Source organism: Spongiibacter sp. IMCC21906, assembly GCF_001010805.1.
In the GTDB taxonomy this organism is placed as follows: Bacteria; Pseudomonadota; Gammaproteobacteria; order Pseudomonadales; family Spongiibacteraceae; genus Spongiibacter.
Map to the genome: position 1 here is coordinate 3,319,894 of NZ_CP011477.1, position 22,510 is coordinate 3,342,403.

Genomic DNA, 22,510 nt, shown 5'->3' on the forward strand with positions numbered 1-22,510 from the left:
CACGGTTCACAGGGTACGGGCGAATTCTTTAACATCAAAGACTTCGATCTTGTCGCCGGGGCGAACATCTTTGTAGTTCTTCACGCCGATACCGCACTCAAGGCCGTTTTTCACCTCGTTGGCGTCATCTTTAAAGCGACGCAGAGATTCCAGCTCGCCTTCGTAAATAACCACGTCTTCCCGCAGAACCCGGATAGGCTTGCTGCGATGTACGGTACCTTCCACCACCATACAACCGGCAATATCGCCAAATTTTGGTGAACGGAACACGTCTCGAACCTCGGCCACACCCAGAATTTCTTCGCGCTTTTCTGGACTCAGCATGCCACTCAAGGCCGCTCTCACGTCGTCAATCACGTCATAGATAACGCTGTAATAACGCAGATCGACACCTTCGGCTTCAGCCAGTTTTCTAGCACTACCGTCGGCACGCACATTGAAACCAAACATGACCGCACCTGCTGTCAGCGCCAAGTTCACGTCCGTTTCAGTAATACCACCCACACCGCCAGAAACAATGTTCACGTTGACTTCGTCATTACCAATTTCACGCAACGATGACTGAATCGCTTCCAAAGAACCACGCACATCGGCCTTCACAACCACATTCAATGTTTTGCGTTCAGCTGACTCCATGCTTTCAAACATGCGATCCAGCTTAGCTGCTTGCTGACGCTTAATGCGAAGATCACGCTCACGCACCTGACGGAAGTCAGCCACTTCGCGGGCCTTCTTGTCATTTTCGACAACAACAAAACTATCACCCGCTTCTGGCGTACCATCCAAGCCCAGAATTTCTACCGGGATAGACGGACCAGCTTCTTTCACTGGCTTACCATTTTCGTCCAGCATTGCCCGAACACGACCGTAACACTGGCCAGCCAGAACCGTATCGCCTTGTCTCAAGGTACCGTTCTGTACCAATACAGAGGCAACCGCGCCGCGACCTTTATCCAAGCGCGACTCAATAACCAGGCCTTGCGCTGACACATCCGCCGCCGCTTTAAGTTCAAGCAGTTCAGCTTGCAACAACAGGGCGTCCAACAATTCGTCAATGCCCTGACCACTGTGCGCCGACACATACACAAACTGAGTATCGCCGCCCCACTCTTCAGAGATGACATCTTTAGTAGAAAGCTCATTTTTAACCCGCTCAGGGTCTGCGCCTTCCTTATCCATTTTGTTCACCGCCACCACGAGGGGCACACCGGCCGCTCGAGCGTGGGTGATCGCCTCTTCGGTTTGCGGCATTACGCCGTCATCCGCAGCAACAACCAAAATAACGATATCGGTAGACTTGGCACCTCGAGCACGCATGGCAGTAAACGCAGCGTGACCCGGTGTATCCAAGAAAGTAATCATGCCGTGGCCGGTTTCTACATGGTAGGCACCGATATGCTGAGTGATACCACCCGCTTCACCGCTGGCCACCTTGGTTTTACGGATATGATCCAACAGCGAGGTTTTACCATGGTCAACGTGGCCCATTACCGTTACTACAGGCGCACGATTCATTTCTGTACCGCCACCACGAGATACCAACTCTTCTTCCAAGGCTTCTTCAACGGCAGTTTCAGATACCAGTTTTACCTTGTGGCCCATTTCCTCAACAACCAACTGACCGGTTTCCTGATCAATCGCTTGGTTGATAGTCACCATCATGCCCATTTTGAACATTTCTTTAATGACTTCTGCAGCCTTCACCTTCATCTGCTGAGCAAGCTCGGCAGCATTAGTGGTTTCCGGAATGGATACTTCGTAAACAATTTTTTCTGTTGGCGCCTGAAAAGCATGACGCTGAGCGTCATCTGGCAACTTCAGGGTCTTCTTCTTACGACGACCACCAAACTTACCGGTGCTTTGATCATCCGCTTTCTTCAAACGGCCCTTACCTTTACGACGCGGGCGATCATCATTATCTTGCTCAGTCGGAGCCGCACGACGGTGATGGCGAGGTGCCGGACCGCTAGTGCTTTCTTCATCTTTGGCTTTTTTCTTAGCCTTGCGCTGCTCTTCTTCACGGCGCTTCTCTTCTAGCACTGCCGCGCGACGCTCTTTCTCTTTTTCCTCTTCGTCTTTGCGACGCAAAATGGCCCGCTGACGAAGAATTTCTGGATCGATATTCGCAGGATCTTCTTCTACTGCTTTTTGCTCCTGCTTTGCAGAAGGTTCTTCAGCCGCCGCTGGCTTTTCTTCGGCAACCTCAGCTTCAGGTTTTGGCTCGGCCTCAACCTCTGCTTTCACTTCAGGTGTAGTGTCTTCCACAACGGGCTCAGCCGCTTTGGGCTCTGGCTCTGCAGGCGCAGCTTCAGGTTCTGCAGCTTGAGGCTCTGGCTCAGCAGCAACTTCTTTTTCTGCGGGCTCTGCCTCTGCCGTCACAGTCGTTGTTTCTTCTACGCCAGGTGCCGTTTCTTGAGGCGTTGTTTCTTCTGACGCCACCACTTTTTCAGCGACGTCCTCAGCAGCCACTTGCTCTTCGGCCTGAACCTCTAAATCAGAAGCATCGCGCTTAACGTAAGTGCGCTTTTTACGCACTTCGATATTGACGGTCTTTTTACCTGCACCACTACCTGTTTTCAGGGTGCTCAACGTCTTCCGCTTGAGGGTGATTTTACGGGGGCCCTCAGCAGATTCGCCATGACTGCGCTTTAAAAAAGTCAGCAAGGTTTGCTTGTCTACATCAGACACCGCCTGATCAGCCGAACTGTGCGACAGACCCGCTTCTTTCATTTGCCGTAACAGTCGCTCCACAGGTGCGCCGACGACTTCGGCGAGCTGGCTCACGGTAACTTCAGCCATTCATCATTCTCCCTAAACTTAGGACTCGCTTATTTTGCAGCTTCGTCTTCATCTGCAAACCACGGGGCACGCGCTGTCATAATCAACTCAGCGGCCCGTTCTTCGGTCATTTCTTCGATATCGAGGAGATCCTCGACAGCCTGTTCTGCAAGATCTTCCATGGTCACAATGCCACGGCTAGCCAATACAAAGGCCAAGTGCCGTTCCATGCCATCCATAGTCAAGAGATCTTCCGCAGGCTCAGCGCTTTCAAGCTGTTCCTCGCTGGCAATCGCCTGAGTCAGCAGCGCGTCTTTTGCCCGAGCACGCAGCTCATGGGCAATTTCTTCATCAAATCCGTCAATCGCCATCATTTCTTCAAGGGGCACATAAGCCACCTCTTCAAGCGTGGTAAAGCCTTCATCTACCAAGACAACAGCAATATCTTCATCAATATCCAAAGCCTCAACAAAACTTCCAACAATTTGCTCAGACTCTTGTTCGTGCTTATCCGCCATTTCATCAATGCTCATGACATTGATGGTCCAGCCTGTTAATTCGCCAGCCAGGCGGACATTTTGACCCGCGCGGCCAATCGCCTGAGCCAAGTTGTCTTCAGCAACACCAACATCCATCGTGTTGGAGTCTTCATCCACAACAATGGATTCGACCTCAGCTGGAGCCATGGCGTTAATGACCAACTGCGCCGGATTGTCATCCCACAGAATGATATCAACGCGCTCGTTACCCAATTCACCGGAAACCGCTTGCACACGAGAACCTCGCATACCGACGCAAGCACCAACCGGATCGATGCGACCGTCATTGGTTTTGACGGCGATTTTCGCCCGAGAACCAGGGTCACGAGCTGCAGCGCGAATCTCGATAACTTCTTCAGAGACTTCTGGCACTTCTATTTTGAACAGCTCGATCAACATTTCAGGGCAAGCCCGGCTCAAGAACAGCTGCGGGCCGCGCGCTTCTGGGCGCACATCTTGTAAAATTGCACGCACCCGATCATTGATGCGAAAGACTTCACGACCCACCAATTCTTCGCGGGGCATTAGCGCTTCAGCGTTGTTACCCAGGTCAACAATAATACTGTCTCGAGTCACCTTTTTAACCGAGCCACTCAACAACTCGCCAACCCGGCTTTGATATTCTTCTACAACCTGAGCGCGTTCGGCTTCACGTACTTTTTGTACGATAACCTGTTTGGCGGTCTGGGCAGCAATACGCCCAAAACCAACATTTTCCACTTTTAATTCAAACACATCACCGGCCGCCAAGCTGGTATCGTGCTCGTGGCTTTCTTCAATAGTGAACTGAGTTCCCAGCAACGCCATTTCATCGTCAGGCATGACTTCCCAGCGGCGAAAGGTTTCGTAGTCACCGGTTTCACGGTCGATTACCACGCGGATTTCAGAATCCTCGTCGTAGCGTTTTTTGGTCGCTGTGGCCAGAGCTTGTTCTATCGCCTCGAAAATGATGTTTTTAGACACACCTTTTTCATTGGAAACAGCTTCAACCACCAGCAGTATTTCTTTACTCATCGTCCGCCTCGTTCCGTAGCCGGCTATCTATGTCAAGAAACCCCTTTAAAACTGGGGTACGACGTTTGCTTTTTCGATTTGATCATGGGGCAAGAGATACTCGTGCTCATCCACCATCAAAACCACATCTTCATCTTCAATGGCCACCAGGCGACCAAGAAATTTACGGCGCCCTTCAAAGGCGACCCGCAAGCGGACATTGACATTGCTGCCGATATATTCCGCAAATTGTTCTAAGCTATACAGTGGCCGATCCATACCCGGCGACGACACTTCAAGACTGTATTCACCTGCGATTGGATCTTCTACATCCAAAATACCGCTAAGCTGATGACTCACTTTGGCGCAGTCATCAACCCCAATACCCTGTTCAGCATCTATATAGATGCGCACAGTGGAGTGACGCCCTTGGGAGTGATACTCAAGCCCCCATAGCTGGTAGCCCAGCGCTTCAACGCCAGGACGTAACAACGCCTCTAGTTTGCTGTTTTTACCTGACAACGCCCTACCCACCAATAAAAAATGGGCCCTAGGCCCACTTACGAAATCTCATGCCGCATGCCTTTCAGCGATACGAAAAAGCCCCTGCGTAAGGGGCTTTAAAGAAAACTTCAATCCAAGTAAACAAGCGAAGTGCCCTACGCTTCCATCAAGCCGCCATACTGCAACTGGGCTCGACCTACTCTCAAGAGAGCGGCATTATAGGCCTGAGCCTCCACTGGGTCAAGAAGACACTCGCGTAAACGCCGTATACAACAGCACGTTAGCGCCAACAGGACGGCAACTCCAACCCCATCCACAGCTAGAGAAATCGCCTTTGCCCTACCCAATTGCTAAGCGCCAGCCAAAACCACCGCGACAAAGACAACACCACGCTACACTCCTACTAAATATCTAGAATAAGCAACCCAAAATCAGCGCGGCAATTCAACCCAACACTCCCCCGGAAAAACACCAAGCAGCTCAACACGCTCGCTTGCAAAAATTCCATAAGCACTTGAAAATAAAGATAATTACAAGAACAACTGCACACCAATGCGCGCCGAGAGCGATAGCAACCTCGACAAGCCAAGGCAATTCCATGATCATAGCCGTCGCTGCGTGAACGATTCGTTTTTATTCACACAACTCTCACTGCTCTTATCATGGAAGGCAACATGGATATCAATTACATCATCACACTGCTACAGGAATATGGGCCGTATTTGAGCATCCCTATTGTGAGTGCACTCGTTGGCTACGGCACCAATTTACTCGCTGTAAAAATGATGATGTACCCCGTCGACTTCCGCGGCATCGGCCCACTGGGCTGGCAGGGAGTCGTCCCCGGCAGCGCCAAAAAAATGTCCCGAATTCTGGTTGAACAAAGCTTAGGCAAAGTCATCAGTCAGCAAGAGATTATCGACCGGATCGATATCACCAAGCTCACCCACGCCATGGAACACCGGGTGAACATGCTCATCCACAAAATTGTCGATGAGGTAATGGAAGAAACCCAGCTATGGGGCAAGCATTCGCTGTCAAAATTCCTTTGGCACTCCGCGCCAGCGGGCATGAAGGATGCGATATATAAGCGGATACAAGCACAGCTACCTGACATTATGGACAGCATCACCGATGACTTCCGCCGCGACTTTGAAGTCATCGGCAACGTCAACGAGTCGGTCATCACCCGACTGGAAACCAAAAAAACCTTGCTGATAGAAATTTTTCTAGAAGCCGCCGGTAAAGAGTTCGACTTTTTAGCCCGCAGTGGTTTTTACTTTGGCTTCCCCCTCGGCATTCCAGTGATGTTTATTTGGCACTATCTACCAGAGTGGTGGGTACTACCCGTATTTGGCTTATTAGTTGGCTACCTCACCAATAAGCTCGCTCTATATATGGTGCAAAAACCTTTGCTGCCCAAGCGCATTTTTGGCTTCACCTTCCAAGGCCTATTCATCAAACGCCAGGTAGAAATCTCAGCTTATCTAGGCAAAGTTTTTTCCAAAGAACTACTGAACGCCGAAACCCTCGCCAAAGACCTGCTCAAAGAGCCCAAGAGCGTCGACAAAATTCAAGAACTGGTTTACGAAAGCGTCAGCAACGCCTATTTACGTTTTCCCAACTTGGTAAGACCCTTACTGGTTGCCAGTATTGGCCCTGACGAATACGCAAAATCAAAGCAGATTGTCACCGATATCATCGTTCACGAGATGCAAGACCCCGATCCTCGTTATTACGAAATTATCGACGAATCAATGGAGATCGAAACCACTTTATCGGAACGCATTGGCCAACTTCCCCCCGATGAATTCTTCGGCCTACTCCACCCCGTTGTCGCCGAAGACCAGTGGAAATTAATCGCGGTCGGTGCCGTCCTAGGCCTCGCTGCTGGCATCATGCAGTGGCAGTTTCTGGTGTGATAGCCCACCCACCCTTGCTCATCAACGACCACCTAGCCAAGCGCCAAAGCTAGGTGGGCCGTCCCGCCACAAAACTCCGCAGCACCATCACACAAACAAACATCAAAACAACCCGGCACAAGAACGCAAAAGACAAGCCCAGATTACCTTGCTTAGATGTAGCCGGCAGACAAAATTACCCAAGCGCTATCTGCATCAACGCACTCCTCCCAACAGCCTGCAGGGCATCACGCCAACGCGCGGCTCCTCACTACCAACAAGAGAGCACACAACAACCCTCACCACACCAAACAAAAAAAAGGGGGTAACTGCATGCAGTTACCCCCTTTTTTTGCTTGGTGCCGAAGGCGGGACTTGAACCCGCACGAGCATAGCTCACCACCCCCTCAAGATGGCGTGTCTACCAATTCCACCACTTCGGCTTAATCTGATCAATCAGGCTGACGGAATCTCCGACTCAGATGACGATCCACCCTTGGGTGATGCATCTGTTTCAGACGCCGGCATATCGCTGTCTGGCGCCTTAGATTCATTCATCACAGGTGCCACATCACGGCTTTCCTGCAACTCAGGCACCTCAATTACGTCTTCGCTAATACCACTTTTCTGCTTGGCGACATAAGCCAAAGAAAGACTGGTTGCAAAAAATATCGTGGCAAATACTGCCGTGGCACGAGTCAATGCACTACCGCTACCAGTGCTACCCAGAAGGGTTTGAGATGCGCCAGCACCAAAAGAGGCCCCCATATCGGCCCCTTTACCCTGCTGAATCAAGATCAAGCCAATGATGGCCAGTGCAGCCAATACATGCACTATTAAAATTATCTGTTCCATTATTCCGCCGCTCTGCAAATTGCAGAAAATTCTTGTGCATCCAACGATGCACCACCTACCAAGCCGCCATCGATATCGGCTTGGGCAAACAACGTTGCCGCATTGTTTGCTTTTACGCTGCCGCCATACAAAATCCGCAGCTCATTAGCCAAGGCTTCATCCTGTTTGGCAAACAGGGCACGAATAAAGCCGTGCACTTCCTGAGCCTGTTCCGGGCTGGCTGTCTTACCCGTGCCAATCGCCCATACAGGCTCATAAGCGACAACAATTTTTTTCAACTCCGCCGCAGTAAGCGCCGCAAAAACCGCCACCAACTGAGAAGAGATTACTTCTAGTGTTTGACCCTCATCTCGCTGCGCTTCGCTCTCACCAACACAGACCACTGGAATCAATCCGGCGGTTAATGCTGCCTTGGCTTTTTCTGCAACAAGCTGACTGCTTTCACCATAAAGACTACGACGTTCAGAGTGGCCAACAAGCACATACTGACAACCAACATCCGTCAGCATTGCTGCACTGATTTCGCCGGTATACGCACCTGGACCAGCTTGAGCGCAAACGTTTTGAGCCCCAACCGCCACTGGCGTAGCCGCCATTTCCGCAGCAACTTGCGCTAAATAAACCGCCGGAGGAAATACCGCAATATCAATCCCCGGTTCTGCCGGCAGAGCTTTTAGTAACTCTGACAACAACTGCTTAATGCCAGCACTATCGCCGTGCATTTTCCAGTTACCCGCTACCAAAAAGCTTCTCATGCCATTTCCCTTAGCGCAAAATGGGCGCCAATCTTACATAAACTTATATTCACATACAAGAACACATTAAGCCTATTAAGCCAGGCTACTCACACGGTCGGCCAGCTGCTGACACAAGCCTTCAACTTGGCCTGCATCCTCACCCTCTACCATCACCCTAACCAAAGGTTCGGTGCCCGAGGGGCGCAGCAATACTCGACCTCGCTCGCCCAGCTGGTTTTCTACTTCGGCCACCGCCTCCAACATCTCGGCAGAGCCAAGATCCACCTCACCGGATACCCGCACATTTTTCATAATCTGGGGAAGCTTGGTGACTTTTGCACGCAATTCGCGAAGCGACTCACCACTGCTGGAAATAGCCTGCAACACCTTTAGTGCAGCAACTACACCGTCGCCCGTACTGCTGACATCAGCGCAAATAATATGGCCGGAGTTTTCGCCCCCCAACAGCCAACCTTTGCCGTCCATCATTTCTTTCACGTAACGGTCACCCACCTTGGCCCGGGCAAAGGGGATATCCAAATCTTTGAGAGCAAGCTCAAATCCCAGGTTGGACATAAGCGTGCCGACGACACCTTTGCAACCATTAATCTGTCTATGCTGCTCTGAAGCAATGATGTACAACAACTCATCACCATCTACCAGCTCACCCTTGCTATCAACAAACAGCACTCGATCACCATCGCCATCAAAGGCGATACCCAGATCAGCATTTTCAGCAATTACCTGCTTTTGCAGTGCTTCTGGCGCAGTAGAGCCATAACCGGCATTGATATTCAAACCGTCTGGAGAGCCCCCAATAACGGATACTTGCGCACCCAGCTCTGCAAACACCGCAGGCGCAACGTGATAGGTTGCGCCATTAGCACAATCCAATACGATCTTCATGCCCTCTAATGCAAAACCGCCGTTAGCGGTGGATTTACAATATTCGATATAGCGTCCGCCAGCATCGTCCAGCCGACGCACCTTACCCAACTGGGCAGACTCGACGGTTTCCATAGGCTGATCAAGCATAGCCTCAATAGCCAGCTCTACGTCATCGGGCAGCTTTGTGCCCTGCGCTGAAAAGAATTTAATACCATTGTCGTAATAGGGATTATGACTGGCACTGATCACAATGCCCGCGCGAGCTTTAAACGTTCGCGTCAGGTAGGCAATTGCCGGCGTCGGCATGGGGCCAAGCAACCGCACATCCACACCTGCCGCAACCAATCCTGCTTCTAGCGCCGATTCAAACATATACCCAGAGATACGGGTATCTTTACCAATTAACACCAAGCTGCGGCCACCTTCTTGAGCAAACACCTTGCCCACCGCCCAACCTAACTTTAAAACAAAATCTGCCGTGATTGGCGCCTGACCTACTCGGCCACGAACCCCATCAGTACCAAAATATTTCTTTGTCATTGTCATTCCCTTCTACCCACTATTGCCGCGACAACACTCAGGGCATCACGTGTTTCTTCAACATCGTGTACCCGGAAGATATGCGCGCCGCGTTCCGCAGCCAGTGCCGCCGCCACAATACTGGCGGGCATGCGCTCACTGACATCACGATGCGTTATTGAGCCCAACATGGACTTACGAGATAAACCGACCATCAGAGGGAAACCAAGTTCAGCGAAGTGTGACAAAGCACGAAACAATTCCAAATTGTGATCAAGGCTTTTGCCAAAACCAAAACCGGGATCTAAAAGGATATTTTCCTTGCCGATGCCAGCCGCCGTGCACGCAGCCACTCTCGACAACAAAAACTGCGTTACCTCATCGACAATATTGCGATAACGAGGATTGCTCTGCATTTTATCGGGCTCACCTTGCATATGCATAAGGCAAACAGGTAAACCTGACTCGGCAGCAGCCAACAACGCACCGGGACGCTGTAACGCTCTCACATCATTGACCATACCCGCACCGAGTACAGCAGACTCCCGAATCACCGCAGCACTGCTGGTATCGACAGAAATCACCACATCAAATCGCTGGGCAACCGCCTCTACGGCTGGCAATACTCGATCACATTCTTCTTGTTCAGAAACCGGAGCCGCACCTGGGCGAGTAGACTCACCACCAATATCGATGATAGTTGCCCCACCTCGACAAGCCCCCTCAACCCTCTCAAGCAACTTATCAATAGACACAACACCGGCGCCATCTTGGAGCTGGCCACCATCGGAGAATGAGTCAGGAGTCACATTGATCACCGCCATTATCTGCGGTTTTTGGAGGTCTAAAACACGTCCGCCACAGCGCAGCTGTGGCGGACATTTATTACAGTTTTCAGGCATGGGATTTAGTTATCGCGAGCAGGCCCAGCAAAAGGATCTTCGGGGCGATTACCACTATCTTCCGGCTTGTTATCCGGCTCGGGATCATCAATGGGTGGTGTGGCAGCGCGACCGCCACCATGGTGACCATCATCGTCCCAACCTGCGGGTTTACGGGGCTTGCGACCCGCCATAATGTCATCAATCTGCAAGGCATCAATTGTTTCGTACATCATCAAGGCTTCAGCCATCATGTCTAACTTCTGCCGATTTTCCTCTAGCAACGTAGAAGCGGTGCCATAGCACTGGTCAATGATGCGGCGCACTTCTTCATCAATTTGCCTCGCCGTCTCGCCAGAAATTCCTTTGCCACCGGTAGCCGCAGCCCGCCCCAGAAAGACTTCTTCATCCGCATCGTCATACATCAGCGGACCCATTTTTTCGGACAAGCCCCATTTGGTAACCATCTTGCGAGCAATATCCGTGGCGCGCTCAATATCATTGGACGCACCCGTGGTAACACCATCCATACCCAAGGTCATTTCTTCGGCGATTCGACCACCAAATAACGAACAAATCTGGCTGATGATATGGCGGCGACTCAAGCTGTAACGATCTTCTTCTGGCAAGAACATGGTCACACCCAACGCTCTGCCCCGGGGAATAATGCTGACTTTGTAAACCGGGTCGTGCTCCGGCACCAAACGGCCCACAATAGCGTGGCCTGCTTCGTGGTAAGCCGTGTTGAGCTTTTCTTTATCGGACATCACCATCGATTTGCGCTCAGCGCCCATCATGATTTTATCTTTAGCCAGATCAAACTGCTCCATGCTCACCACACGGGAATTTGAGCGCGCGGCAAACAGTGCCGCCTCATTAGCCAAGTTGGCCAAATCCGCACCCGAGAAACCGGGGGTACCACGCGCAATAACCGAGGCTTCGACATCGTCAGCCAATGGCAGTTTACGCATATGCACTTTCATAATTTGCTCGCGGCCGCGAATATCGGGCAAACCCACCACAACCTGCCGATCAAAGCGACCTGGACGCAGTAATGCGGGATCGAGCACATCGGGCCGGTTGGTTGCGGCAATGACGATCACGCCGTCATTCATTTCAAAACCGTCCATCTCAACCAGCAGCTGGTTCAGGGTTTGCTCACGCTCGTCGTGACCGCCACCCATACCGGCGCCACGATGGCGACCAACCGCATCGATTTCATCGATAAAGATGATACAAGGCGACTGTTTCTTCGCCTGTTCAAACATATCCCGAACCCGGGACGCACCCACGCCGACAAACATTTCGACAAAATCAGAACCCGAAATGGAGAAGAACGGTACCTTCGCCTCGCCGGCAATTGCTTTAGCCAACAAGGTCTTACCGGTACCCGGCGGGCCAACCATCAGTACGCCACGGGGAATACGTCCACCTAAACGCTGAAACTTGCCCGGATCACGCAGGAACTCAACCAATTCCTGTACGTCTTCCTTAGCCTCATCAACCCCGGCCACATCGGCAAAGGTCGTTTTAATTTGATCATCACTCAGCAGGCGCGCCTTGCTCTTGCCAAAGGCCATTGGGCCGCCTCGGCCGCCGCCACCACCGCCCTGCATCTGGCGCATGAAAAACATGAAAATAGCCAAAATAATCAGGATCGGGAAGCTAGCCACAAGCAGTTGAGTCCAGATACTTTGACGCTCAGGCTTTTTGCCTTCAACAACAACGCTGTGCTCCAACAAGTCGTCGATCAGCTTAGGATCAGCCAAGTTGGGCCGAACCGTCTCAAACTGACTGTTGTCTTTGCGCTGGCCACTGATTACCAAGCCGTCAATGACAACTTTGCTAACCCGTTCGTTCTGCACTTCAGAAATGAACTGTGAGTAGTTCAGCTGCTCGGTTGGAGACTGAACACTAAAGTTGTTGAAGACGGTCAGTAGCACCGCTGCTATCACCAGCCACAACAGTAAATTTTTTGCCATATCGTTCAAGAACTATTCCTCTAGCTACAGGCATTTCGGGGGATGAAAAACACTGCCTAATGCGCCTTACTTTTAGACACACTCTACACCATTAATTCAACACCCTCCACGCAAATTAGCCCCGAAACCCCCGCCCTACGAGGTAGACTTCGCGGGAGCGGGGCCGGGATGCTGCGGGTTTGCGCGTAATGACCTTGTCAAATTGATCGCGCAACATTCGGAAGTACTCGTCAAAGCCCTCGCCCTGAAATATCTTGGTAACATAGTCACCACCGGGGCGCAGTACCTGGCCAGCCATATCCAACGCCAGCTCACACAGATACATTGATCGGGGCTGATCAACGTCTTTCATACCACTCATATTGGGGGCCATATCTGAGATTACAAGGTCTACCGGCTTTTCACCGATAATCTCCAGAATCTGCTGCAGCACACTGTCCTCTGTAAAATCGCCGCAGATAAACTCAACGCCAGCCAAGGTATCCATAGCCAGAATGTCCGACGCAATGACTCTACCTTTATGCCCAACCAAATTAACTGCGACCTGAGACCAGCCCCCTGGGGCCGAGCCCAGATCCACCACGGTCATACCCGGCTTAATCAGCTTGTCCTTTTGCTGCAGCTCAATCAGCTTATAGCAAGCACGGGATCGGTAGCCTTCTTTTTGAGCCAGCTTGACGTAATGATCGTCAAAGTGCTCTCTCAACCAGGCGCCACTGGAGGCGGATCGTTTTGCCACAGGAATTCCTCATTTCAAAAATTGCCACCGCGTTAGCATCTATCAACTATTAACAAACCCAGAGCTGCGATGGCATCTCGCCTACAGTATACCTTTGCCGTACAATACCGCCCCACTTCAGGAAAACGGTCTATCAGCATGCCCCAACTCAGCGCCAGCGACAAAAAACATCTTCGCGGTATTGGTCACAAGTTAAACCCCATTGTCATGATCGGCGATAAGGGTATCAGTGAGGGCGTGGAAGCGGAGCTAGAAAGAGCTCTGGAAGATCACGAGCTGATCAAAATTAAGGTCAATGCAGACGCAAGTGACCGCAAACTTATTATTGAACAGCTCTGCCAGTCACATAAAGCAAGCTTGGTGCAATCGGTAGGCAAAATGGCCCTGTTATACCGCCCAGCACGCAAACCCAACGCTAAATTATCTAACCTGCTCCGGGTCTAGCCCAACCCCGGAGCAGTCGACTACCGAAACCTTACTCGGCAATATGCTCCACTAAATCAATCTCGTATTCGATAGCACCGCCGGGCGCCGTCACTACTACGACGTCGCCTTCTTCCTTGCCAATAAGTGCACGAGCGATGGGGGAGGTCACTGAAATTTTCCCCACCTTTACATTCGCCTCATCCTCACCAACTAAACGGTACTTAACTTCTTCATCCGTTTCACAGTTGATCAGTGTCACCGTGGCACCAAAAACAACCTTACCCGTGTAGGGTATCTGGGAAATATCAATAACCCTGACCGAGCCAAGCTTGCCTTCAATCTCTTGAATTCGACCTTCGCAAAACCCTTGCTGCTCACGCGCCGCGTGATACTCAGCATTTTCCTTTAAATCACCATGCTCTCGGGCCTCGGCAATCGCCTTGGTAATTTTAGGCCGCTCGACACTTTTTAACTGCTTCAATTCTTCTCGCAGGGCGCGCTCGCCCGCGACAGTCATAGGCACTTGATTCATTTAACTAATTCCTCATGCACGTCCTGCAGTCGACGTACTGTTTTTTCTTCACCAAAGGCCAGAGCCATACAGATCGCCTCGGCACCCGCCAAGGTGGTGGTATAGCTGACTTTATTGGCTAGCGCACTGCGGCGGATAAGAGAAGAATCCGCAATGGCTTGCTTACCCTCGGTAGTATTAATAATAAGATCGACATCGCCATTTTTAACCATATCGACAATATGAGGCCGACCTTCTAGCACTTTGTTTACACGCTGACATTTTAGACCGGCAGCGGTCAAGACCTTGTAGGTTCCCCGCGTAGCACAGAGACTAAAACCCTGCTCAACCAAAGCGCGCGCTACTTCGACAGCGCCTTCTTTGTCAGGATCCCGAACACTGATAAACGCCTTGCCAGATGTCGGAAACACTTCTCCCGCGCCCCGAGCTGCTTTTGAAAAAGCTTCAGCAAAGGTCTTACCAAGCCCCATGACTTCACCCGTCGATTTCATTTCTGGCCCAAGAATGGGATCTACACCGGGGAATTTATTAAAGGGGAAAACCGCCTCTTTTACGGCATAGTACTGAGGAACCAACTCTTTAGTGAAGTTTTGCTCTGCCAAGCTAGTACCCGCCATGCACCGAGCCGCCACTTTGGCCAGGGACACGCCGATACATTTAGAGACAAAAGGCACAGTACGCGATGCGCGAGGGTTCACCTCAATCACATAAATTTCGCCGTCCTGCACCGCCAGCTGCACATTCATCAAGCCCACTACGCCCAACTCCAGCGCCATACGCTTAACCATGTCCCGCATATCGTCCTGGACTTTTGCGTCCAGCGAGTAGGGTGGCAAAGAACAGGCTGAGTCACCAGAATGCACTCCCGCTTGCTCAATGTGCTGCATAATGGCGCCAATAACGACGTCTTTGCCATCCGACACCGCATCGAGGTCTACCTCAACAGCGGCATTCAAAAAATGATCCAGCAATACGGGTGACTCGTTAGACACTTTTACCGCTTCGCGCATATAGCGCTCAAGCTCTTCTTCTTTATAGACGATTTCCATCGCCCGTCCACCCAATACATAAGAGGGACGCACGACCAATGGATAACCAATTTTAGCCGCTGCCACTAAGGCCGCTTCTTCTGAGCGTACCGTGGTATTGGGTGGCTGCTTGAGCTGCAAACGCTCAATCATTTGCTGAAAGCGCTCACGATCTTCCGCTCGATCGATTGCATCAGGAGTCGTGCCAATAATCGGCACGCCTGCGGCCTCAAGGTCTCGGGCCAATTTTAACGGCGTCTGGCCGCCAAATTGGACAATAACGCCCTTGGGTTTTTCTTTAGCGACAATTTCCAGCACATCCTCCAGCGTTACCGGCTCAAAGTAGAGTCGATCTGAGGTGTCGTAGTCAGTGGAAACGGTCTCGGGATTACAGTTGACCATAATGGTTTCATAACCATCTTCGCGCATCGCTAACGCGGCATGCACACAGCAGTAGTCAAACTCAATGCCCTGGCCAATGCGGTTAGGCCCCCCGCCAATAACCAGAATTTTATCCCGATCAGAAGGCTGGCTTTCGCACTCTTCTTCATATGTGGAATACATATACGCCGTGGAGGTTGAAAACTCTGCCGCACAAGTATCCACACGTTTATATACCGGGCGGATTCCCAAGCTGTGGCGGTGCTCTCGCAAGTCGCTTTCACTCACTCCCAACAATACTGCCAAACGCTGGTCAGAAAACCCTTTGCGCTTCAGCTGCCACATGGCAGGCTTATCCAACTCGGACAACACCACTTTTTTAAGCGCGTTCTCAGTTTTAACAATGTCTTCGATCTGAACCAAAAACCAGCGGTCGATACGAGAGTGGTCAAACACTTCCTCAATGTCCATTCCAGCACGAAATGCATCTGCTACATACCAGATACGATCCGGACCGGGATTGGTTAACTCTGCGATAAGAATATCTTTGGCGCCATCACGGTCCGTATCAATCTTGTGCTCAAAGCCGGAGGAGCCCACTTCCAAGCCACGCAGAGCTTTTTGCACTGACTCTTGGAAATTACGACCAATCGCCATGACCTCACCCACCGACTTCATCTGGGTATGTAGACGGTCCTGAGCCTCGCCAAACTTCTCAAAGGTAAAACGCGGGATTTTGGTAACAACGTAGTCAATTGATGGCTCAAAAGACGCCGGCGTCGCCCCGCCGGTAATATCATTTTGCAATTCGTCGAGGGTGTAACCCACGGCCAATTTGGCAGCGACCTTGGCAATAGGAAAGCCCGTTGCCTTAGATGCCAGTGCCGACGAGCGACTTACCCGCGGGTTCATTTCAATCACCACCAAGCGGCCCGTGTCTGGACACATGCCAAACTGAACATTAGAACCACCGGTTTCCACCCCGATCTCACGTAGTACCGCACAAGAGGCGTTACGCATGATTTGGTATTCTTTATCGGTCAAGGTCTGGGCCGGAGCAACGGTGATAGAGTCACCGGTGTGAACCCCCATTGGATCAAAGTTTTCGATGGCACAGATAATAATGCAGTTGTCGTTCTTATCCCGCACCACTTCCATTTCAAACTCTTTCCAACCAATCAAGCTCTGGTCGATCAACAGCTCATTGGTAGGAGAAAGGTCCAAACCGCGGGTACAAATTTCAACAAACTCTTCTTTGTTGTAGGCAATACCACCGCCCGAGCCACCCATGGTAAAAGAGGGACGAATAATGGCCGGAAAACCGATGCTATCCAGAACCTGCAGTGCTTCTTCCATGCTGTGAGCAATGGCAGAGTTTGGAGTTTCAAGGCCAATGCGCTTCATTGCCCGGTCAAAAAGCTGGCGATCCTCTGCCATATCAATGGCATCTTTGCTCGCGCCAATCATCTCGACATTGTATTTTTCCAGCACCCCTTCCCGGTCCAAATCCAGCGCACAGTTCAGCGCTGTTTGGCCACCCATGGTCGGCAGCAGCGCATCCGGGCGCTCCTTTTCGATGATTTTAGCCACCGTCTCCCAAGCCACTGGCTCGATATACGTCGCGTCAGCCATGGCCGGATCGGTCATGATGGTTGCGGGATTGGAGTTCACCAAAATAACCCGGAAGCCTTCTTCGCGCAGGGCTTTGCACGCCTGAGCGCCGGAGTAGTCAAACTCACAGGCTTGGCCGATGACAATGGGACCGGCGCCGAGAATAAGGATAGATTGAATGTCGGTTCTTTTTGGCATGGCGGTAAGCTATTTGTCCGATTTGGTACTTCGTTAATTTAAGGTTTCAGTGTTTATTTACTGAGGCAACCCCCAACAGCCCTGAGACCGCGCCCAGCCTAAGCGGGCTGGGGGTATCACAATATCACACTGTTACGCAGCGTCTTTTTTAGCGTTGATCAACACAAGAAAGTGATCAAATAAAGCCGCGATATCATGGGGCCCAGGACTCGCTTCAGGGTGCCCTTGAAAGCTAAACGCCGGTTTATCAGTGCGTTCAATGCCCTGCAGAGAGCCATCAAAAAGAGATTTATGGGTTACCCGCATAGTGTCTGGCAAACTGCTTTCATCAACAGCAAAGCCATGGTTCTGACTGGTTATATGCACCACCTTGCTGCGCAGGTCCTGCACAGGGTGGTTAGCACCATGATGACCAAACTTCATCTTCATGGTTTTAGCGCCAGACGCCAGCGCCAATATCTGGTGGCCAAGACAAATGCCAAACACGGGCAACCCGGCTTCAACAATCTCTTTAACCGCCGCAATTGCGTAATCACAGGGTTCTGGATCACCGGGACCATTAGAAAGAAATACGCCGTCAGGGTTCATTGCCAACACCTCGGCGGCAGGCGTTGCGGCAGGCACCACCGTTAAACGACAACCCCGGTCGGCCAGCATTCGTAAAATATTGCGTTTAACACCAAAGTCATAGGCCACCACGTGATGGGGGAGATCGGCGTCATCCAGAAAACGATGCCCCTCCGCCAACGACCAGCTGCTTTCCCGCCAGTCATACACTTCTTTGGTGCTGACATCCTTCGCCAAATCAAGACCTTTCAAGCCACCAAATTCTCTGGCTAGCTGAAGGGCTTTGGCTTCGTCGATGTCACCGGCCATCACGCAGCCGCTTTGGGCGCCTTTGTCCCGAAGAATTCGAGTCAGGCGACGAGTATCAATATCGGCAATACCGACAACATTACGAGCTTTGAGGTAATCGGAAAGGCTTTGTTCGCTGCGAAAACTACTGGCCATCATCGACAGATCGCGAATCACCAGACCCGCAGACCATATTTCAACGGCCTCTTCGTCGTCGGCATTGACGCCGGTATTACCAATATGAGGGTAGGTCAGGGTCACAATTTGGCGAGCGTAGGACGGGTCAGTTAATATCTCCTGATACCCGGTCATGGCGGTGTTAAACACCACCTCGCCTACTGAATGCCCCTCCGCCCCAATCGCAAGGCCCCGAAAAATGCTGCCGTCTTCTAAGGCAAGTATGGCTGAAACGGTCAAAGACACCTCCTAGGTCAGATTTGCGGCCGAGAGTTACCGCCGACAAAAACCTATCGGAGCGACAACCGGAGACCACAGAGGAAAACACGCGTGCAAAAAAGCGAGATGAAGTAACTTCATCCCGCTCCTTTGCGGGGCGCCAAAGCGGAAGAGGCTCGACACCCAAATCTGAGGCGGGATTTTACGCGAAACCGCTACCCCAAGTCCACCGCCTCGACGGAGGAAACTGCATAACTACCGAAGCAGTCGCAAATAATATCCCGACAGCTTACTTTAGCCCCAGCACATCCTGCATATCGTATTTGCCGGCTTGTTGTTCGCACAACCACTTGGCCGCCCGCACGGCACCCCGGGCGAAAGACATCCGCGAACTCGCCTTGTGAGTAATCTCAACCCGCTCGCCCTCAGCGCAAAACATCACCGTGTGATCGCCTACGATATCGCCAGCGCGAACCGTGGCAAAACCAATGGTTTCTCGCTCTCTTGCCCCGGTCTGCCCCTCCCGGCCATATACCGCAACTTTATCTAAATCCCGGCCCAAAGCATCGGCAACAACCTGCCCCATACTCAGCGCCGTGCCCGAGGGCGCGTCCACTTTATGCCGATGATGGGCTTCATAGACCTCAATATCCACGTCATCACCCATCACTCGAGCAGCCATATCCAAGAGCTTAAAGCACAGATTTACACCGCTGGAAAAATTACTCGCCTGACACACCGGAATAGCCGTAATCGCCTGACCAAGCTGGTCTTTTTGCGCCGCATCAAAGCCCGTCGTACCAATCACCATGGCCTTGCCACCCGCACCGCAAACCGCAGCATTATTCAGTGTTGCTGCCGGCGCGGTAAAATCGATCAGTACGTCAAAGTCATCTACCACCGCGGCAATATCAGCCACAATGCTAACGCCGTTTTTACCCAAGCCTGCCAACTCACCAGCGTCGGCACCCAGCAACGAGCTTTCTGGGCGCTCGATCGCCGCCGTCAACTCACAGCCCTCAGCCAAGGCCACCGCCTCAATCAAGGTTTTACCCATCCGGCCTGCGGCCCCAGTTACTGCTACACGTACTGTCATGTTTCTATCCGTTTATCTCTACACTAATTTTGTGGCTTCTCTTCAGGCAGCGGTGCAATCACGCCGTCTATAGCCATATCTTTTACCGTGATATCCGCCAAACAGGTATTTAACGCGGTCTCAATTGCCGCATCGACCTCGGCAACACCTTTCACCGGCCGACGCCCCACCCGCACGGCAATAGGTGGCATCGCGCCGTCATCCCGAACTACATCCATCACCTGTTTCACCGAGGTGGTTTCCATCGGCACATTGGGAAGATAACGCGGCGGGTCTTCACTGTTCTCGGTAATCAACCCAGCTTTTTCCAGCGCCCGCAGCACCCGGGTCACCCCTTGGATCTGCACCCGCAACCGCAACACAAAGTCGGTTGCCGAAAAAGGCCGATGTGTCTCGTAATAACGCTGGGCAATAATAGCCATAATTTCCAGCGCTAAACGCTCTTGCTGACGCAAGCTGAGATTTCCCGTCCGGCGTCCGGGGACGACATATTCGGGGTGCTGCACATAAAAAGCAATACTGCTGCCCACCAGCAAGGTGAGCCAGCTGATGTACATCCACATCATAAACAGAATCAAAATGGCAAAGCCGGAATAGATCGCATAAGGGCCGCTGTCACTGGCCGACACCACCACACTGCCAAACCCCCAACCCAGACTTTGAAACAAAATCCCGGACACCACGCCAGCAATCAAGCCCGCTTTTAACTTGACTCGGGTATTGGGGATAAACATATAAAAGAAGGTAAAGGCGGCAATGATCATCACATAGGGCGTTGCCGCCGCCAGAAACTCCAGCAGCTCAGTCACAAAAGGCACATGATCACTGAGGGCGCGAGCAACATCACCACTTAAAATCTTGGCCGACAGCCCCAGTGCCGAGAAGACCATCAACGGGCCAATTAACATCACACTGCCGTAGTCGGCAAAGCGTCGACCGATACTGCGATGATGGTCCAGCCGCCAAATATAATTGAAGGTGGCTTCGATTTTCTGGATAAGCGAGATCGCGGTATAAAACAACAGAGCAATACCAAAAGCACCGAGCACACCGATTTTTACATTATCGATAAAGCCGATAATTTTTTCGGTAATCTCAATGCCCTGTTCTCCCATCGGCGCCAAAAACTGCAGCATGATAGGCTCAAGCTGTTTATTGTGCATGCCAAAGGCTTTTAGAACAGAAAAGCTCACCGCCATCAGCGGCACCAGCGACAATAGCGTGGTGTACACCAGGCTCATTGCCCGCAGCGTTAGCTCGCCCTTGGCAAGATCATCCAGCACAACATAAATGTAGCGGGCCACATTAAAAAGCTGTCGATGCCAGAAAGGCTTTTGGTCGTGCTCGTCCAACCAGAGATAGTTGGCCACGAAGCGATTTAAAGTTTTATCCATTCAAAGTCGTCCACTGGCTGCCTGTTGACGCAAAGGATGGAGAAAAAAGTGGGGGAAGTCGAGGGGGAATGGACCGAAGCGCCTCCCCCCTCACATTGCAGCGTTTTATAACTTCATATCATCAAAAAAACTTTTTACACCGTCAAACCAACTTTTAGAACGCGGCGACTGTTTGCTATCACCCTCCAGGCTGTCCTGTAGCTCTTTGATCAGTTCTTTTTGACGCTTATTTAACGACACCGGCGTTTCAATGGTGACCTTGCAAATCAAGTCACCTGTACTGCCGCCACGTACCGGCGCAATACCTTTGCCACGCAAACGGAAAGAGCGCCCAGTCTGGGTTTCTGCGGGAATCTTCAACTTCACTCGACCGTCGAGGGTTGGCACATCTAACTCACCACCCAAGGCCGCATCGGCAAAGCCAATGGGGACTTCGCAAAACAGGTTTTTGCCATCACGCTGAAAAATAGCATGGGGGCGCACAGACATCTGCACATACAAATCCCCCGCCGGGCCGCCGTCAGGACTGGCCTCACCCTCGCCACTCAAGCGAATACGGTCGCCAGTATCAACACCCGGCGGCACTTTCACCGACAGGGTTTTAGTTTCTTCTACTCGGCCCTCGCCGCCACAACTACTGCAGGGATCAGAAATAACCTTGCCCGTACCACGGCACGTTGGACAGGCCTGCTGCACCGCAAAAAAGCCTTGCTGCATGCGTACTTGGCCCATGCCATTACAGGTACCGCAGGTAAGAGGCGTGCTGCCTTTTTTAGCGCCACTGCCATCGCAAGGCTCGCAACTTACCAGGGTCGGTATGCGAATTTTTGCCGTCGTACCCTTAACCGCCTGCTCAAGATCGATGTCCAGCGTGTAACGCAAATCCGAACCACGCTGCGGACCGCGCTGGCGACCACCGCCACCGCCGCCAAAAATATCACCAAACACGTCACCAAAAATATCGCTAAAGCCACCTGCACCAGCACCGCCGCCGCCAAAACCACCGGCACCGCCGCCAACACCCTCGTGACCAAAACGGTCGTAGGCGCCACGCTTCTCTTTATCCGACAAGACCTCATAGGCCTCGGTAGCTTCTTTAAAGATATCGATCGCTTTGGGATCATCCGGGTTGCGATCCGGATGATTCTTCATCGCGATACGGCGATACGCTTTTTTAATATCTTTTTCGTCGGAGTCCCGAGCTACGCCCAGAATTTCATAATAATCGCGCTTTGACATATTTCTAATTGCCTAGGGAAGGCCAATAAATCCAGCGT

General features: G+C 51.7%; 17 protein-coding genes and 1 tRNA gene. 2 read left to right on the top strand and 16 right to left on the bottom strand.

Annotation, left to right across the window (positions count from 1 at the left end):
• Positions 1–6 precede the first annotated feature (6 nt).
• Genes infB through rimP form a run of 3 tightly spaced genes read right to left on the bottom strand, consistent with a single transcriptional unit; the run spans position 7 to position 4,832 of the window.
• On the bottom strand, positions 7–2,799 hold the full coding sequence (gene infB / locus IMCC21906_RS15375) for a translation initiation factor IF-2 (protein WP_047012897.1): 2,793 nt from the start codon (positions 2,797–2,799) through the stop codon (positions 7–9).
• 29 nt (positions 2,800–2,828) lie between these two features.
• Entirely contained in the window at positions 2,829–4,331 is a 1,503-nt protein-coding gene (nusA, locus tag IMCC21906_RS15380) for a transcription termination factor NusA (protein ID WP_047012898.1), read from the bottom strand.
• A gap of 45 nt (positions 4,332–4,376) precedes the next feature.
• Positions 4,377–4,832: a ribosome maturation factor RimP gene (gene rimP, locus IMCC21906_RS15385; protein ID WP_047012899.1), complete on the bottom strand. Its 456-nt coding sequence runs from the start codon at positions 4,830–4,832 to the stop codon at positions 4,377–4,379.
• A gap of 656 nt (positions 4,833–5,488) precedes the next feature.
• Here rimP and IMCC21906_RS15390 point away from each other — a divergent pair.
• Positions 5,489–6,736 (top strand): hypothetical protein, encoded by a 1,248-nt coding sequence (locus tag IMCC21906_RS15390; protein WP_047012900.1) that lies wholly within the window; start codon positions 5,489–5,491, stop codon positions 6,734–6,736.
• A gap of 336 nt (positions 6,737–7,072) precedes the next feature.
• On the opposite strand, the gene IMCC21906_RS15395 is transcribed toward IMCC21906_RS15390, so the two are convergent.
• The 7 genes from IMCC21906_RS15395 to rlmE form a co-directional block, all read right to left on the bottom strand.
• Positions 7,073–7,158 (bottom strand) — tRNA-Leu (locus IMCC21906_RS15395).
• Positions 7,159–7,171: 13 nt separating this feature from the next.
• Positions 7,172–7,570: a preprotein translocase subunit SecG gene (gene secG, locus IMCC21906_RS15400; protein ID WP_047012901.1), complete on the bottom strand. Its 399-nt coding sequence runs from the start codon at positions 7,568–7,570 to the stop codon at positions 7,172–7,174.
• Complete coding sequence (tpiA, locus tag IMCC21906_RS15405; protein WP_047012902.1) at positions 7,570–8,325, bottom strand: triose-phosphate isomerase; 756 nt, start codon at positions 8,323–8,325, stop codon at positions 7,570–7,572. Before tpiA ends, secG begins: the two co-directional genes overlap by 1 nt.
• 75 nt (positions 8,326–8,400) lie before the next feature.
• The gene (gene glmM, locus IMCC21906_RS15410) at positions 8,401–9,735 is read right to left on the bottom strand and encodes a phosphoglucosamine mutase (RefSeq protein ID WP_047012903.1); all 1,335 of its coding nucleotides are present in this window, start codon (positions 9,733–9,735) and stop codon (positions 8,401–8,403) included.
• A 2-nt stretch (positions 9,736–9,737) separates the two neighbouring features.
• Positions 9,738–10,616, bottom strand: coding sequence for a dihydropteroate synthase (folP, locus tag IMCC21906_RS15415; protein ID WP_047012904.1), 879 nt, complete (start codon positions 10,614–10,616; stop codon positions 9,738–9,740).
• Positions 10,617–10,621: 5 nt separating this feature from the next.
• Positions 10,622–12,577, bottom strand: coding sequence for an ATP-dependent zinc metalloprotease FtsH (gene ftsH / locus IMCC21906_RS15420; protein ID WP_197085916.1), 1,956 nt, complete (start codon positions 12,575–12,577; stop codon positions 10,622–10,624).
• Between the two features lie 115 nt (positions 12,578–12,692).
• Complete coding sequence (gene rlmE, locus IMCC21906_RS15425; protein WP_047012906.1) at positions 12,693–13,316, bottom strand: 23S rRNA (uridine(2552)-2'-O)-methyltransferase RlmE; 624 nt, start codon at positions 13,314–13,316, stop codon at positions 12,693–12,695.
• A 138-nt stretch (positions 13,317–13,454) separates the two neighbouring features.
• Here rlmE and yhbY point away from each other — a divergent pair, with 138 nt between their 5' ends.
• Entirely contained in the window at positions 13,455–13,760 is a 306-nt protein-coding gene (gene yhbY, locus IMCC21906_RS15430) for a ribosome assembly RNA-binding protein YhbY (RefSeq protein WP_047012907.1), read from the top strand.
• A gap of 31 nt (positions 13,761–13,791) precedes the next feature.
• Here the strand turns inward: yhbY and greA are convergent, their stop codons facing one another.
• From greA to dnaJ, 6 genes are all read right to left on the bottom strand, one after another.
• The gene (gene greA, locus IMCC21906_RS15435; RefSeq protein ID WP_047012908.1) at positions 13,792–14,274 is read right to left on the bottom strand and encodes a transcription elongation factor GreA; all 483 of its coding nucleotides are present in this window, start codon (positions 14,272–14,274) and stop codon (positions 13,792–13,794) included.
• Entirely contained in the window at positions 14,271–17,492 is a 3,222-nt protein-coding gene (gene carB / locus IMCC21906_RS15440) for a carbamoyl-phosphate synthase large subunit (RefSeq protein WP_047012909.1), read from the bottom strand. Before carB ends, greA begins: the two co-directional genes overlap by 4 nt.
• A gap of 132 nt (positions 17,493–17,624) precedes the next feature.
• Positions 17,625–18,764, bottom strand: a complete 1,140-nt coding sequence (carA, locus tag IMCC21906_RS15445; protein ID WP_047012910.1) for a glutamine-hydrolyzing carbamoyl-phosphate synthase small subunit — start codon at positions 18,762–18,764, stop codon at positions 17,625–17,627.
• A gap of 268 nt (positions 18,765–19,032) precedes the next feature.
• Positions 19,033–19,839: a 4-hydroxy-tetrahydrodipicolinate reductase gene (gene dapB, locus IMCC21906_RS15450; protein ID WP_047012911.1), complete on the bottom strand. Its 807-nt coding sequence runs from the start codon at positions 19,837–19,839 to the stop codon at positions 19,033–19,035.
• A gap of 23 nt (positions 19,840–19,862) precedes the next feature.
• Positions 19,863–21,233, bottom strand: coding sequence for a YhjD/YihY/BrkB family envelope integrity protein (locus tag IMCC21906_RS15455; protein ID WP_047012912.1), 1,371 nt, complete (start codon positions 21,231–21,233; stop codon positions 19,863–19,865).
• A gap of 105 nt (positions 21,234–21,338) precedes the next feature.
• Positions 21,339–22,472 (bottom strand): molecular chaperone DnaJ, encoded by a 1,134-nt coding sequence (gene dnaJ / locus IMCC21906_RS15460; RefSeq protein ID WP_047012913.1) that lies wholly within the window; start codon positions 22,470–22,472, stop codon positions 21,339–21,341.
• Between the last annotated feature and the right edge of the window lie 38 nt (positions 22,473–22,510).